We start from the raw sequence: 14936 nt of genomic DNA, 5'->3' as shown, positions 1-14936 counted from the left end.
ATGATGATGAATGCGTCTCCAGGACGCTGGCGCTGGGCCTTGATTGCGGCGGCATGTGTGATGTTGGCAGCGTGTTCCAAACGCCCCCCGGAACCTCTTGTACAGACCGCTTCCAGTGGATTGCGTGACATTGCCATTGCGCGTGGCAAGGTAGAGGTGGAAGGCGGCCCGCTCAAGCTGGCAATGCCGGTATCCGGCGTGGTGTCCGAACAGGCGGTGCGTGAAGGCGATACGGTGCAAGTGGGCCAATCCTTGTTTGCTTTGCGTGATGGTGTAGAGCTGGCGCAAGTAGAGACCGCGCAGGCCCGTCTGGCCTTGGCCCAGGCACGTTTGCGTGCCGCCCAGGCTGCCCTGCCCGCCGTGCAGCAAGCTGCTCAGCGTTATGCCACGGCGGCACGCGCTGGCGCGGCTCAGCCCCAACAGGCGGACCAGGCTCAGCAACGATTGCGGCAGGCCCGTACCGAAGTCGAGATTGCCCAGGCAGATGTGGAGCTGGCGCGCGCTCAGGGCAAGCAGCAAAAGGCTCAATTGGCGCAGTTTGCATTGCTCGCTCCCGAGGCCGGCGAGATTGTCAGTCTTGCTGTCCGTCAGGGCAGTTTTGTACAAGCCGGGGAGGTGATGGCCACGCTATTGCCCGCCCGTCCTTTGCAATTGCGAGTGGAGCTGAATGCGGCCTATGTGGAACAGGTCAAGGTGGGCATGAAAGCCCGTGTGGTCTTTGATACCGAAGGCAGTGGTCAAACGACTGCCCTGCCTTCGGCCCATGTGCTGCGTATCAGCCCGGTCTACGGTGAAGGCCGTTTGCAGGACGACTCCCAACGCGGCCCGGTGCGTGTGGTCGAGGCCGTGCTGGCTTTTGATGAAGCGGCTCAGGCTCGGGTAGGACAGAACGTCAGGGTGATTTTCCATGAATGAAGTGCTCCTTAATTACAAATCCGCCATGCAAACAGGGCAGTGGCGAATACAGTGCGACTTTGACGGCACGATCAGCCTGCAGGATGTGGCCGACACCTTGCTGAATCGGCACGGCATGCCCGGCTGGCAGGAGCTGGAGGAGGCGTGGGAGCGTGGCGAGATTGGCTCGCACGATTGCATGTGCGGGCAAGTTGCCTTGCTGGACATGAGTGTGGCTGAGCTGCACAGCTGTCTGGATGAGGTCGGAATTGACCCGTTTTTTGCGCAGTTTGTTGCTGTCACCAAGCGCTTGGGTGTGCCCTTGCAGATCGTCAGTGATGGTCTGGACTATGCCATTCACTACCTGCTGGGCCGCGAAGGCTTACGCGGCTTGCCGGTGCTGGCTAATTGTCTGGAAGTGCAGGGGCCACGTCGCTGGCGGCTGGATACGCCTTGGCACAGGCTGGATTGCGCCAGTGCGAATTGCAAGTGTGGCCATCTGTCCCAGGCACATGCTCAGAGCCAGCGCGTGCTGTACATCGGCGATGGCAGCTCGGATTTTTGTGTGGCGGCCAAGGCGGATTTTGTTCTGGCTAAAGGTCGTTTGCAGGACTATTGCCAGGAGCGCGGTATTGCGCATGCCCCTTTCGAGGACTTCAGCCAGGCGATCGCCCTGCTGCCCTCCTTGCTGCACACTCCGGATTTAAGGTCAGTGGTATGAGTGACGCGGCTTTGCACCCGGCTTTCTCCAGCCTGCCTGAATTGGCTGAACAAGGTCTGACGTCTCGACCGGACGAACTGTTGTCGCATGAGTATTTGCTGCGGGGCCACGGAGCACATGCGCGCACTGGCGTGCTGCTGATTCATGGTTTGACGGGCACACCGAATGAAATGCGTGTGCTGGCTCGAGGGCTGAATCGTCAGGGTTTTACGGTCTATGCGGTGCAGTTGGCAGGACATTGCGGGTCCATGGATCAACTGGTGTCGACACGCTGGCAAAACTGGCTGAGCAGCGTCTGTCGTGGTGCCGATTTGCTGGCGCGTTATGTAGATCGTGTGGTGGCCGGTGGCCTGTCCATGGGGGCGGTACTGGCTCTGGGGCTGGCTCAGCGGCGTCCCGAGCAAATATCGGGGGTGGTGGCCCTGTCCCCCACCTTTCGTTATGACGGCTGGAGCATGCCCACGTACACCAAGTTCTCTTTCATCCTGCCTTGGTTACGGGCCTTGGGTATTGGCCGACGCAGTGTGTTCATGGAGCAGCCTCCTTATGGCATCAAGGACGAAGCCTTGCGGGCACGCATCGTCAGTCAGATGAATAGTGGAGACAGTGCCGCTGCCGGTTTACCCGGGAACCCTTGGTGGGCCGTGATCGAGATGCATGCCTTGTCGGCGCGGGTACGCAAGAACCTGGACAAGGTGCGTGCACCCTGCTTGGTCATACATGCTCAACATGATGATATTGCCGCAGTCGGAAATGCCTACGAGATCGTGGATGGCGTGCGTCACGCGCCGGTGGAATTGTGCTTGCTGCAGGACAGCTATCACATGATTACCATTGATCGCGAACGCAGGCAGGTGATTGCGCGCGTGGTGGATTTTGTGACGGCTATTGATGCTGCTGGCTGTGGGACCCGGCGGTCATGAGCCCTTTGGTGATTGCTTTGTGGATCTGCAATGTGCTGGTCGATAGCGGTGGGCAATTGGCTTTCAAAGCGGCTGCCGCGGATCCAGGTGACAGGCAGGGGCTGGACCGTTGGCAGCGCATGTTCAGCCGCCCTTGGCTTTGGGTGGGAATAGCCTGCTACCTCGTTGAGTTTGTTGTGTGGCTGGCCTTCTTGTCTTTGGTGCCCTTGTCCGATGGTGTCTTGATGGGCTCGATCAGCATTGTGATCGTGATGCTGTTTGGCCGCATCTTGTTTGGGGAAAGCCTGACGCCTTTACGGGTGCTGGGGATTTTGCTGGTGTCGATTGGTGTGGGTATTGTGGGCTTGAAAGGCTAGGAGGCCGATATGCGGCGTTTTTATATCATCGGTTTTCTGGTTCTGCTGGCTTTCGACACTTTGGCGCAGATCAGCTTCAAGCTGGCCGGAGAGCATGCTTTGCCTTTGCAGGCATCCTGGGAATGGCTGGCGCGGGTCTTTAGCCAGCCGTGGATTTATGGCGCCTTCATCGGCTATATCGGCACCTTTTTCTGCTGGCTGACCTTGCTCAAGAAGGCCCCCATAGGCCCGGCTTTTGCCGCGTCACATCTGGAGATTGTGGCGGTGCTGGCTGTATCGGCGTATTTGTTCAACGAGCAAATCGCCTGGCCACAGATTCTGGGAACCCTCTTTATCTTGGGCGGTATTGTGTGTCTGGCACTTAGCGAGTCCAAACAGGCGCAGCAACACAAGTCAGTTTGAGTACCTGCAGTACAAGAAGCCCCCTTGGGGACACAAACCGAAGGTGAAGCTTGGGGGACCGCCGGGCTGCACCAAGGCTCGGCGCCCCTGGCAAAAAAGCTCCCCTCAGGCACGAGCCCGGACACACAGTGCCCATTGCGGACTGCTATGAGCCAGTCGATTCCGAGCAGCATGCAGGCCGTAAGGGAGATCTGGAGGATTTTTACCGGAGCTCGTGCAGCCAGCGAGTCAGCTGTAGATTGAACTCATGCTGGCGTGCCTGCCAACGTGGCAGATCAGCTTGCTGGCGTTCGGTGCTTTGCCCGTCTGCTGTGCTTAGCCAGCGCTTCCAGGCACTGCGGTACTGCCAGGTAGAGACATCGCCCGTCACGTCGCTGCCTATGATGCGTCCGCGCACGGCTTTGAGCAGACTGCGCAGATGTGGCTCCTGCATTTTCCCTTGATCCCAATTGGTGCGCAGAACCTCGGGGGCGAAGACGTCCTTATCAATGCTGATGTACACCTGTCTGGGGGACTGGGCCAGATGTTCGCTGGCTGCAAGTACCAGCGTGTCCAGATCCGGGAATCGGCGAAAGCAGGAGGCCAGCCCCAGCCGGCTGGCCCATTTCACGTTTACCCCGCTACTCCAGTACGTGACCTTGCGGGCGTAGAGCGCACCCAGATGGTGTTCCCAAACATGGCCAAAGCCTATGTCTCCGGAGGTAATGCCGATCACATGCACTTGGGCCACTTGCGTCAGCTTGGCCACTTCATGCACCCAGGAGCCGCAATGGATGCCCCAGGGAAAGCGCATATTATCGGGGTGGTTATCCAGCACCACGACATCCACTGGCTGTTCCTGCTTGGACAGGCAGCGCAGAATCAGCGGCCAGCTCAAGTGATGGAAGTCCCCGCTACCCAGAAACACAGGCCCATGTGCTCCAGGTTCGGGCATGGCGGGTGTCAGCTGTGTCATACCTTCAAACAGGGTGTGGCGTCTGCATCCAAAGCGTAATGCCTCGCGCCAGTCCTCGCTTAGTGCCAGGCGGATTTCACCGGGCAAGGGGCCAACCGAGCTGTCCGTATCCAGTACGACAGGCGGGCGGATCAGGTCGCTTTCAGCCATGATTTGTCCATTTCAAAGTGTCCCAACAAGCGCCGAGCAAGGGCGCGCAAGACCGGGTTACGCACGTAAATCAGATGACGCGTTGGGGTAAAGTCCGCGCCCAGCAGCGCTTTGACGCCGGGGTCCGTCCAGCCCGCAATGTAGTGGCTAAGGCCCTGCGCCAGTGCGTATTCCAGGTTCACCATCCAGCTGACGAAATACAGACTGAGCTCCCGCGAGCCGGGATAGGACAGCCCTATGTATTTGTCGACCAATCGGCCCTCATGCTCAAAGCACAGATTCCAGCCAATCAACTCATTGGAGTCCGCGCGGTAGTACTCGAAAACCAGTCCTTTGGATGACTCATCGCGCAGCACCGACGCCAGAAACTCCTTGCTGAGCAAGTCAAAGTGAATCTCGCTTTGGGCATACACGCTGTGGTACAAGGTGTAGTACTGATCGACTCGTTGCTCGCTGGCAAAAGCTTTGCCGGTTTGGACTTGTTCAATACGAAGCTGATTGCGCTTGCGCAGCTTGCGGGTCAGGTAGCGACGCGCATCTTTGGGCAGGCGGGACAGGTAGGTATCCGTATCGGGGAAATCAATGCGTACATAGGCCAGCGCCTGGCCTTGCAGCGGGATAAAACCCTGTTCCACGCAAGCGCTGACCAGGGCATTGGTCTGCGCATTGGCGTGGGCACTTAATAAGGGCGAGTCTGCCGGCAAGTCCTTGATGATAGTCAGCGCATAGTGTCGCCCAAGCTTGTCGCGCACGGTCTTGGCAAGCCCTTGCACATCGGGCTCGGAAGGCAGCCAGGCGTATTCGCTGACGGTCGTGCCGACAAAGGCAGTACGTACCGTCAGGAAACGCTGCCACCACGAGTGACCAGGCCAACGACGCACCCGTTCCTTGAGTGCATCATCAGCCGTGGTCAACAGCTCAAACGGTGCCTGGAAGGCAGGCATGGGCAGCTCGTCCAGTGCCGTAAACCCCTCGGGGGGATAGGACAGGAAGCGCTGCACCAGCCCTGCTGGTTCCAGTGCGTTCAGCAAGCGTGGCTTCATTGAGACTGCTTGGCGCGGGTGATCAGCTGATCGAGCAGAACCATGGCTTCGTCGATCTCGCTGCGTGTAATGTTCAGCGATGGAGCGAAGGTGAGTACGTTCTTGTAATAGCCGCCTACGTCCAGCACCAGGCCGCGCTTTTCGCCCTGGTAATCCAGATCACCTGCCAGGCCGATATCCACCATGCGATCGAGCAGTGCCTTGTTGGGAGTGAAGCCATCGGTCGTGCAGATTTCTGCGCGCAGGGCCAGTCCCAGGCCGTCCACATCACCAATTTCGGGATGACGTTTCTGCAGATCGCGCAGCCCGTCCAGGAAGTAGGCACCGGACTCACGGACCTGTCGACCAAAATCAACTTCGTGCGTCATCTTCATGACTTCCAGACCAACGGCCGTACCCAGTGGGTTGGAGGCAAAGGTCGAGTGGGTGGAGCCGGGTGGGAACACGGTGGGGTTGATCAGTTCTTCACGAGCCCAGATACCGGATAGTGGGTTCAGACCGTTGGTCAGGGCCTTACCAAATACCAGCACATCAGGCGTGATGCCAAAGTTCTCGATTGACCATAGCGTGCCGGTACGCCAGAAGCCCATCTGAATCTCATCGACCACCATCAAAATGCCGTGCTGGTCCAGGACCTGCTTCAGACCTTTGAAGAAGTTGGCAGGTGGCACTACATAACCGCCAGTGCCTTGAATGGGCTCCACATAGAACGCGGCGTACTCGCACTGGTTGGTTTTGGGGTCCCAGATGGCGTGGTACTCGTTCTCGAACTTGCGGGCAAAATCACGCACGATGGAGTCCGCGTACTCTTCGGACGTCATACCTTTGGGGCGACGGAAAGGGTATGGGAAGGGAATGAACTGGGCGCGGTCACCAAAGTGGCCGTAGCGGCGGCGGTAACGGTAGCTGGAGGTAATGCCCGAGGCACCCAGGGTACGGCCGTGGTAACCCCCTTCAAAGGCGAACATCAGGCTCTTGCCTTGGGAGGCGTTGCGTACCAGTTTCAGGGAGTCTTCCACCGCCTGTGCGCCACCCACGTTGAAGTGCACGCGGCCAGCCTGGCCCCATTTTTGCTCGGCGTCCTGGGCAATAAAGCGTGCCAGTTCGATCTTGGTGGGGTGCAGATATTGGCTGGCGACCTGTGGCAAAGTGTCCAGCTGATTGCGCAGGGCATCGTCCAGACGCTTGTTGCGGTAGCCAAAGTTCACGGCCGAATACCACATCTGCAAGTCCAGATAAGATTTGCCGTCGTCGTCAAACAAGTAGCTGCCGTTGCAGCCAGTAAAGACTTTAGGCGGGTCTACGTAGTGAACGGTATCGCCAAATGAGCAGTAACGGGCTTCGTCAGCCAGCAGGTTTTTGATGTCGAGGGACATTGAGAGAGTGCTCCTGAAAAGAGTGCCACCTCAATGTACGAAGGCAAGTTGGACTGACCGTTGATGGATGATGGACGTAGTGTGGAGATGGGCAAAAAAAACCCCGCTAAACGTAGCGGGGTTTTTTGTGTCAGAGCGAATTAGCTGTTGGCTGCTTTCGCGCTGTTCTTTTCGATCTGCACCATGATGTAGCGCTGCTGGGCAATGGACAGGATGTTGTTCACGCACCAGTACAGAACCAGACCGGCGGGGAAGAAGAACATCATGCCACCAAAGACCAGAGGCATCAGCATCATGACTTTGGCTTGCATTGGATCAGGCGGAGTGGGGTTCAGCTTGATCTGCAGGAACATGGTACCCATCATGATGGCGGGCAGAATCATCCATGGGTCGCGTGCGGCCAAGTCGTGAATCCACAGAATCCAGGGTGCACCGCGCATCTCGACGCTGCCCAGCAGCACCCAGTACAGCGCAATGAACACAGGGATCTGAACCAGCATGGGCAAACAGCCACCCAGCGGGTTGATCTTCTCGGTGCGGTACATCTCCATCATGGCGGCGTTCAGCTTGGCCTTGTCGTCGCCGAACTTCTCGCGCAGGGCTTGCATGCGTGGCGCAAATTGCTTCATCTTGGCCATGGAGCGGTAGCTGGCGGCCGACAGCGGGAAGAACACCAGCTTGATCAGCACGGTCAGCGCCACAATGGCCCAGCCCCAGTTACCCAGCAGGGAGTGCAACCAGGTCAGCAGCTTGAACAAAGGCTTGGAGATGATGGTCAGCCAGCCGTAGTCCACCACCAGGTCCAGGCCCGTTGCCAGTTGCGACATGGCTTTCTGGTCTTGCGGGCCTACCCACAGGGAGGCGTCCACAGCCTTGCTTTGGCCAGCGGCGATCGAACCGACCGATTCCAGCGTGCGCACGGCGTACAGATTGTTGCCCAGCTTCAGGATTTCGTTGGTGCGTTGCAGATCCTGGGCAGGAACCCAGGCGGTTGCAAAGTAGTGCTGCACCATGCCGATCCAGCCGTTATCCACGCTGCGCGCGTAGGTGGCCTTGTTCTTGTCGATATCCGAGAAGGTGATCTTCTGGAACTTGTCGCCGCTGGAGTAAACCACAGGACCGGTAAAGGTGCTGTACAGGCGGGAAGAGTCGGGCGGATTGTTGCCGTCGCGAGTCAGTTGCAGGTACAGGCGTGGGTCAATCGCGGCGCCGGTATTGTTCTGGATGTCGTGACGAACCTGGATGTCGTAGCGACCCTTGTGCAGCGTGTAGGTCTTGGTGACTTTCACGTCGTCCGCAGTAGCTTCGAACACCACGTCCAGCGTATCGCCCGTCATGCTGCGCTGGCTGGAGACCAGGGTGAACGGGGTCAGGTGGTTGGGCAGGTTCTGGCCAGAGGCACCCACAATACCGGACTGGGCCAGGTAGGTGGAGGCGGGCGAGTTATCCAGCAGCACCATGGGCTGCTCGGGGTTCTCGGGCGAACCGTACTTCAACAGCTCGGCCTTGATCAGCTGGGCACCTTCGGTGCTAAAGCCCAGCTTGTAGACGTCTGTGGTGATGTCGATAGTTTGCGCTGTGGCAGACACCGCGCTGTTGCTCGAAGGCAAGGCAGCAGACGCAGTCGGCTCTTGAGCAGCGGGAACACCACCGTTTGCGGCAGGTTCGTCGGAGGCTGCTGGCGCTTGTGTGGTGGCTGGGGTGGAAGCGAACAGCGATGGTTTGCCGTTATATTCCTGCCAGTTGTTCCACAGCAGCAGCAGTGCAAAGGAGAAGATCATCCATAGGATGGTGCGTCGGATATCCATAGCGCCTGTATCACATTTATAAAGCTGAGCAAAAGCTTAGCAGTTTAACGTAGCTGGTCAGCAAACAGGGGGTTGCCTTGAAAAACAAGGCGCAGACCAGGACGATTTTAGAAAGTGTTGCGGTCTTCGGGCGTGCGAGCGGGCACAGGATCATGCCCTCCCTTGCACCAGGGATTGCAGCGGCAGATGCGTACACCACCAAGCCATAGCCCTTTGAGCGGGCCATGAATTTCAATGGCCTGCAAGGCATAGTTGGAGCAGCTGGGAGTAAAGCGGCAGTTTCTACCGATCCAGGGACTCAGAAAAAACTGGTAAAAGCGGATCGGTGCCGAAGCCAGTTTGCGCATCATGGCCGTACCTTGGAGAACAAGGTGTCGGCCTCGGTGCGAACCAGTTGCTTCAGGGCAGTCAGCGACACCTGGGGTACCTTGCTGTGCAGCCTAAAGACATAGGCGGCATTGGGCAAGCCTTCACGTTTGTGGCGGAAGGTTTCGCGCAAGATACGCTTGATGGTATTGCGGGTGACGGCGCGGTTGGCAAAGCGCTTGGGGACGATCAGTCCCAGACGGGCGCCTTCGGTCTGGTGTGGATCTTCGCCACGAGAGCGAGTGACCACGAACAAAGCCCCGCGACCTACGCGTTGCCCTTTAAGAGACTGTGCGTATTCGGTGGGGCTATGTAAGCGAGCCGTAGCTGGAAAGGAGGCACGCATGATGCGTATCGTGGGAGTCGGGCTTTAGATAATAGATCCATCACCCTGGGCCCCGCATCCCGACATGGCTTATACAGCCAGACGTTTGCGACCTTTAGCGCGACGTGCGTTCAAAACAGCGCGGCCACCGCGAGTTTTCATGCGAACGCGAAAACCGTGGGTACGCTTGCGACGGGTAACAGAGGGTTGGTAGGTGCGTTTCATGGTGTATCCAAAAAAATGAGCCGCCAGAAATCGCAGAAAATCTCCACCCCGACAGCGCAAACGCTTGGGATCTGGCAACAGAAAATCGTGTTAAGCCCGTCATTTCAGCAAATTCTTTCTGTTGTGTCAATTATTTAGCCCGATATTACGCAACTAAATTTGTTAGCCTGTGGATAACTTGGCACAGCTCAGGGTAGAATCGAGGTTTACAGAAGTGATGACCGATGAATGAATTCTGGCAGTCCTGCGTTCAGAAATTGGAGCAGGAGCTTCCCCCCCAACAAATAAGTGCGTGGATACGTCCACTGGTTCCCCTGGACTTCGACAGCGAAGCCGGGGTGTTGCGCGTTTCTGCTCCTAATCGTTTCAAACTGGATTGGGTCCGCAAGAATTTCGCCACTCGCATAGAGGAACTGGCTTCGGATTTCTACGAATGTCCCGTAACGGTTCAGTTCGAGCTGCCTTCGGCCAGCGCGGCGCCTCGTCGCGCCCTGGCCGATCGTGCTGCTCCTGCGCCTGCAGGCAGCCCCGCCGGTGAAAACCTGGCCCCTCCTGTTGCCAACCCGGCCATGACGGCGGTGGTGGATGCGGTACAGGATCGTTCGCGCCTGAACGCCGAACTGACTTTCGACAACTTCGTGACGGGTAAAGCCAACCAGCTGGCACGCGCAGCGGCCTTGCAGGTGGCCGAGAACCCCGGTGTCTCCTATAACCCACTCTTTCTGTATGGCGGTGTGGGTTTGGGCAAGACCCACCTGATTCACGCGATCGGCAATGCGCTGGTCGCCAATGGCAATGGTGTGCGGGTACGTTACGTCCATGCCGACCAATACGTGTCGGACGTGGTCAAGGCGTATCAGCGCAAGGCGTTTGACGAGTTCAAGCGCTACTACCATTCGCTGGACTTGCTGCTGATTGACGATATTCAGTTTTTCGCCGGCAAGAACCGTACGCAGGAAGAGTTTTTCTACGCCTTTGAAGCGATGGTGGCTCAGCGCAAGCAGATCATCATCACCTCGGATACCTATCCCAAAGAGCTGGCCAATATTGATAGCCGCCTGATCTCGCGCTTTGACTCCGGCCTGACCGTGGCCATCGAGCCGCCCGAGCTCGAAATGCGCGTGGCTATCTTGTTGCGCAAGGCTCAGGCCGAAGGCATTGCCATGCCTGAAGAAGTGGCCTTCTTCATTGCCAAGCATCTGCGCAGCAACGTGCGCGAGCTGGAAGGGGCGCTGCGCAAGGTTTCGGCCTACGCGCGTTTCCATGGCCGCGATGTCTTGACGGTGGAAGTGTGCAAGGATGCACTGAAGGATTTGCTGTCGGTCTCCAATGGGCAGATCACAGTGGAAAATATTCAGAAAACCGTGGCCGATTTTTATAAAATCAAGGTCGCGGATATGTACTCCAAGCGCCGCCCCGCCAATATCGCCATGCCGCGCCAGGTGGCCATGTATCTGGCCAAGGAACTGACCCAAAAGAGTTTGCCGGAAATTGGCGATCTTTTCGGTGGTAGGGACCACACTACGGTGCTGCACGCGGTGCGCAAAATCTCGGATGCACGCACCAAGCAAGCCGAACTGAATCACGCATTACACGTACTGGAACAAACTCTCAAAGGATGACCATGCAACTCGTTCAAGCTACCCGCGACGCATTGCTAAAGCCCTTATCCACAGTAGTTGGCATTGTGGAGCGCCGCCATACTTTGCCGATTCTGGCCAACATCCTGCTGCGTAAAAACGGCTCTGATGTCTCTTTCCTGGCAACCGACCTGGAAGTGCAGATCACCACCAATGCCGACTTTGGTGTGGGTGAGGACAATGCCGCCACCACGGTGGCGGCCCGCAAGCTGCTGGACATTCTGAAAGCCCTGCCCGACTTTGGCGATGTGCGCCTGGGCCTGGACAGCGGCAAGCTGACCATCCAGTCCGGCAAGAGCCGCTTTCAGTTGCAGACTCTGGAAGCCGCTGATTTTCCAGTGCTGAACCTGCCAGAGCAGTGGGACGTGTCCTTGAGCATGCCCCAGCGCACTTTGAAGCACCTGTTCAATACGGTGCACTTTGCCATGGCGCAGCAAGACATTCGCTACTACCTGAACGGTATGTTGCTGGTGTTTGAACCCGGCCTGGTACGTACGGTTACCACGGACGGTCACCGTCTGGCTCATAATGCCACCGCAATTGACGGCGTGCAGGAACGTCACGACATCATCGTGCCGCGCAAGACGGTGCTGGAAATGCAGCGTTTGCTGGGCGATACCGACGATCTGGTCAACATTGATGTGTCCAGCCGTCAGATTCGTTTCCGCTTTGGCGATGTGGAGCTGGTCTCCAAACTGGTTGAAGGCAAATTCCCCGACTTTGCTCGTGTGATTCCTTCCAACTACACCCGCCACTTCGATGTCAGCCGTGAAGTGCTGCAAGGCAGTTTGCAACGTGCTGCCATTCTGACCACCGACAAACTGCGTGGCGTGCGACTGCAACTGTCGCAAAACCAGCTGAAGATTTCTGCTTCCAACGCTGAACAGGAAGAAGCCGTCGAAGAGCTGGATATTGATTATGAACACGAAAGTCTGGACGTTGGCTTTAACGTCAGCTACCTGCTCGATGTGTTGGCCAGCATCAAGGACGAAACAGTCCGCTGGTCTGTGCAGCCCGATGCCAACGCCTCTGTGTTGATGACGCTGCCCGAGCAAGAAGACTTCAAGTACGTGGTCATGCCGATGCGCATTTAATGCAGCATGTTTGACCGGTATGGCCCGCCGGGCCATACCCGCTTGAAGCAGACAGGCTATTACAAGGTTTTATGCTATGACCGATCAAACCACGACCACCCAGCCAGCCGATTACGGCGCTGATTCCATCAAAATGCTCAAAGGCCTGGAGGCCGTGCGCAAGCGTCCAGGCATGTACATCGGGGACACCTCCGATGGCACCGGCCTGCACCACATGGTTTTCGAGGTGGTGGATAACGCGATTGATGAGGCCTTGGCCGGTCATTGCGACGATATCGTCGTCACCATCCACTCCGACAACAGCATTTCGGTGTGCGATAACGGCCGCGGTATTCCAACCGATATCCACAAGGACGACGAACACCAGCGCAGCGCCGCTGAAATCGTCATGACCGAACTGCACGCCGGCGGTAAATTCGACCAGAACTCCTACAAGGTGTCTGGCGGTTTGCACGGTGTGGGTGTGTCTTGTGTGAACGCCCTGTCCGAATGGCTGTTGCTGACCATCTGGCGCAATGGCAACGAACACCAGGTCGAGTTCCGCCGTGGCGAGCGCACTGCTCCCCTGGCGGTGACCGGTCCTGCAGAAGGCCGCACGGGTACCTGCGTGCGTTACCTGGCCGACGTGGAAATTTTCAGCAATATCGAATACCACCACGAGATCCTGGCCAAGCGCCTGCGCGAGCTGTCCTTCCTGAACAATGGCGTGAAGATTCGCCTGGTTGACGAGATTCAGGGCAAGGAAGAAGACTTTGCCTTCCTGGGCGGCGTCAAAGGCTTTGTGGACTTCATCAACCGCAACAAGACCCCGCTGCACCCTAACGTGTTCAGCGTGGCAACCGAGTCCAATGCCGGCGGTACGCCCGTATCGGTTGAAGTGGCCATGCAGTGGAACGACAGCTACGCCGAAACCGTGCTGTGTTTCACCAACAATATTCCCCAGCGCGACGGTGGTTCCCACCTGACCGGTCTGCGTGCGGCCATGACCCGCGTGCTGAACAAGTACATTGCCGACAACGAACTGGCCAAGAAAGCCAAGGTCGACACCTCCGGTGACGACATGCGCGAAGGCCTGGTCTGCGTGCTGTCGGTGAAGGTGCCCGAGCCCAAGTTCAGCAGCCAGACCAAAGACAAGCTGGTGTCCAGCGAAGTGCGTCCCGCCGTGGAAGAAGCCGTGGCCCGCACCCTGGAAACCTGGCTGCTGGAGAACCCCAACGACGCCAAGGCCTTGTGCGGCAAGATCGTGGAAGCAGCCCGTGCCCGTGAAGCGGCCCGTAAAGCCCGCGAAATGACCCGTCGCAAGAGCGTGCTGGAAGGCGCTGGCCTGCCCGGCAAGCTGGCCGACTGCCAGGAAAAAGACCCAGCTCTGTGCGAACTGTACATTGTGGAGGGTGACTCCGCAGGCGGCTCGGCCAAGCAAGGCCGGGACCGTAAATTCCAGGCCATTCTGCCGTTGCGCGGCAAGGTGCTGAACGTAGAAAAAGCCCGTTTCGATCGTCTGATTTCCAGCGAGCAGATCACCACCCTGATCACCGCCCTGGGTACCAGCATCGGCCCGGACTTTGATATCGACAAGCTGCGTTACCACCGCATCATCATCATGACTGACGCGGACGTGGACGGTGCTCACATTCGTACCCTGCTGCTGACACTGCTGTATCGTCAGATGCCCGAGCTGATCGAGCGTGGCTATGTGTACATCGCGCAGCCGCCCTTGTTCAAGGTTAAGGTTGGGCGTGAAGAGATGTACCTGAAGGACGAGGCCGAGGAAGCGGAATTCATGTTGAAGCTGGCCCTGCGCGATGCAGTGCTGACGCCAGCTGAAGGTGCAGCTCCCATCACAGGCGAAGCCTTGTCCGACTACGCTCATCGCTACGTGAAGGCCAAGGCCGTGATTGAGCGCCTGTCGCGTCATATGGACGGTGATGCCCTGTCAGCATTGGCTGAAGGCGTGAAGTTGAACTTGGATACACAGGAAGCCGCCGAACAAACTGCTAAGGATTTGGAGAAGGCCCTGTTCGACGAAGCTGCCCCCACCGTCGTCAAAGTCTTTGCCGCCTTTGATGAAGGGAGCGAATCCTGGCGTGTGGTGGTGCAGCGTCTGCACCATGGCAACATCCGTGTCACGGTGTTTGACCGCAACTTCGTGCGTGGTGGCGATCACCAAACTCTGGCCCGCGCTGGCGAGACCTTTGCCGGTCTGATCGGTGATGGCGCCATGGTGGCTCGTGGTGAAGGCGAGAAGCGTCGTGAAACCGCCGTGGATGACTTCCGTGAAGTCATGCAATGGCTGTTGACCGAAGCCGAACGCGGGCTTAGCAAGCAGCGCTACAAAGGTCTGGGTGAGATGAACCCCAGCCAGCTGTGGGAAACGACCATGGACCCCACTGTACGTCGTTTGCTGCGTGTGCAGATCGCTGATGCTATCGATGCGGATCAGATCTTCACCACGCTGATGGGTGATCACGTTGAGCCACGTCGTGCCTTTATCGAATCCCATGCCTTGCAGGCGGGGAACCTGGATATTTAAGGCTGTCGGTGTTCACAGTTCCTGAAAGCTGTTCGGTTTGATGAAAACCGATCTCAGGAATTTGTGAAAAACCTCGCAGTGATGCGGATAAGAAAAATGGGCTCCGGCGTTCCTGCTGGGGCTCATTT

General features: G+C 57.8%; 15 protein-coding genes. 8 read left to right on the top strand and 7 right to left on the bottom strand.

Going from position 1 to position 14936, the window contains the following annotated elements; translation table 11 throughout:
* The 5 genes from M2Q46_RS17870 to M2Q46_RS17850 are packed head-to-tail and all read left to right on the top strand — an operon-like array spanning window position 1 to window position 3296.
* Window positions 1–915, top strand: coding sequence for an efflux RND transporter periplasmic adaptor subunit (locus tag M2Q46_RS17870; protein ID WP_302357787.1), 915 nt, complete (start codon window positions 1–3; stop codon window positions 913–915).
* Window positions 908–1615, top strand: coding sequence for an MtnX-like HAD-IB family phosphatase (locus M2Q46_RS17865; RefSeq protein WP_247966219.1), 708 nt, complete (start codon window positions 908–910; stop codon window positions 1613–1615). Before M2Q46_RS17870 ends, M2Q46_RS17865 begins: the two co-directional genes overlap by 8 nt.
* A complete protein-coding gene (locus M2Q46_RS17860; protein WP_254002479.1) occupies window positions 1612–2538 on the top strand; it encodes a carboxylesterase in 927 nt (308 codons plus the stop codon). The genes M2Q46_RS17865 and M2Q46_RS17860 overlap by 4 nt, the downstream gene beginning before the upstream one ends.
* Entirely contained in the window at window positions 2535–2894 is a 360-nt protein-coding gene (locus M2Q46_RS17855; RefSeq protein ID WP_035269496.1) for an EamA family transporter, read from the top strand. Before M2Q46_RS17860 ends, M2Q46_RS17855 begins: the two co-directional genes overlap by 4 nt.
* A 9-nt stretch (window positions 2895–2903) precedes the next feature.
* A complete protein-coding gene (locus tag M2Q46_RS17850) occupies window positions 2904–3296 on the top strand; it encodes a multidrug efflux SMR transporter (protein ID WP_035269494.1) in 393 nt (130 codons plus the stop codon).
* Between the two features lie 202 nt (window positions 3297–3498).
* On the opposite strand, the gene M2Q46_RS17845 is transcribed toward M2Q46_RS17850, so the two are convergent.
* From M2Q46_RS17845 to rpmH, 7 genes are all read right to left on the bottom strand, one after another.
* Window positions 3499–4401 carry a hypothetical protein gene (locus tag M2Q46_RS17845; RefSeq protein WP_302357781.1) on the bottom strand — a complete coding sequence of 301 codons (903 nt, stop codon included), beginning with the start codon at window positions 4399–4401 and terminating at the stop codon, window positions 3499–3501.
* On the bottom strand, window positions 4383–5444 hold the full coding sequence (locus M2Q46_RS17840) for a peptidogalycan biosysnthesis protein (protein WP_302357780.1): 1062 nt from the start codon (window positions 5442–5444) through the stop codon (window positions 4383–4385). The genes M2Q46_RS17845 and M2Q46_RS17840 overlap by 19 nt, the downstream gene beginning before the upstream one ends.
* Window positions 5441–6820: an aspartate aminotransferase family protein gene (locus tag M2Q46_RS17835; protein WP_302357779.1), complete on the bottom strand. Its 1380-nt coding sequence runs from the start codon at window positions 6818–6820 to the stop codon at window positions 5441–5443. The genes M2Q46_RS17840 and M2Q46_RS17835 overlap by 4 nt, the downstream gene beginning before the upstream one ends.
* Before the next feature lie 140 nt (window positions 6821–6960).
* A complete protein-coding gene (yidC, locus tag M2Q46_RS17830; RefSeq protein ID WP_060186791.1) occupies window positions 6961–8628 on the bottom strand; it encodes a membrane protein insertase YidC in 1668 nt (555 codons plus the stop codon).
* Between the two features lie 107 nt (window positions 8629–8735).
* Entirely contained in the window at window positions 8736–8978 is a 243-nt protein-coding gene (yidD, locus tag M2Q46_RS17825; protein WP_021447161.1) for a membrane protein insertion efficiency factor YidD, read from the bottom strand.
* Window positions 8975–9343, bottom strand: a complete 369-nt coding sequence (gene rnpA, locus M2Q46_RS17820) for a ribonuclease P protein component (RefSeq protein ID WP_026483983.1) — start codon at window positions 9341–9343, stop codon at window positions 8975–8977. Before rnpA ends, yidD begins: the two co-directional genes overlap by 4 nt.
* 66 nt (window positions 9344–9409) lie before the next feature.
* On the bottom strand, window positions 9410–9544 hold the full coding sequence (gene rpmH / locus M2Q46_RS17815; protein WP_003800771.1) for a 50S ribosomal protein L34: 135 nt from the start codon (window positions 9542–9544) through the stop codon (window positions 9410–9412).
* 224 nt (window positions 9545–9768) lie between these two features.
* Here rpmH and dnaA point away from each other — a divergent pair, with 224 nt between their 5' ends.
* The 3 genes from dnaA to gyrB all read left to right on the top strand — a co-directional run bounded on the left by dnaA (window position 9769) and on the right by gyrB (window position 14808).
* Entirely contained in the window at window positions 9769–11166 is a 1398-nt protein-coding gene (dnaA, locus tag M2Q46_RS17810; RefSeq protein ID WP_009461437.1) for a chromosomal replication initiator protein DnaA, read from the top strand.
* A 2-nt stretch (window positions 11167–11168) separates the two neighbouring features.
* The gene (gene dnaN / locus M2Q46_RS17805; RefSeq protein WP_009461439.1) at window positions 11169–12278 is read left to right on the top strand and encodes a DNA polymerase III subunit beta; all 1110 of its coding nucleotides are present in this window, start codon (window positions 11169–11171) and stop codon (window positions 12276–12278) included.
* Window positions 12279–12354: 76 nt separating this feature from the next.
* A complete protein-coding gene (gene gyrB, locus M2Q46_RS17800; RefSeq protein ID WP_083055118.1) occupies window positions 12355–14808 on the top strand; it encodes a DNA topoisomerase (ATP-hydrolyzing) subunit B in 2454 nt (817 codons plus the stop codon).
* Window positions 14809–14936 lie beyond the last annotated feature (128 nt).

Origin of the sequence: Alcaligenes sp. YSL9 (assembly GCF_030515105.1) — a bacterium.
GTDB classification, from domain to species: Bacteria; Pseudomonadota; Gammaproteobacteria; order Burkholderiales; family Burkholderiaceae_B; genus Alcaligenes; species Alcaligenes phenolicus.
This window is presented reverse-complemented; position numbering and strand designations above follow the sequence as displayed.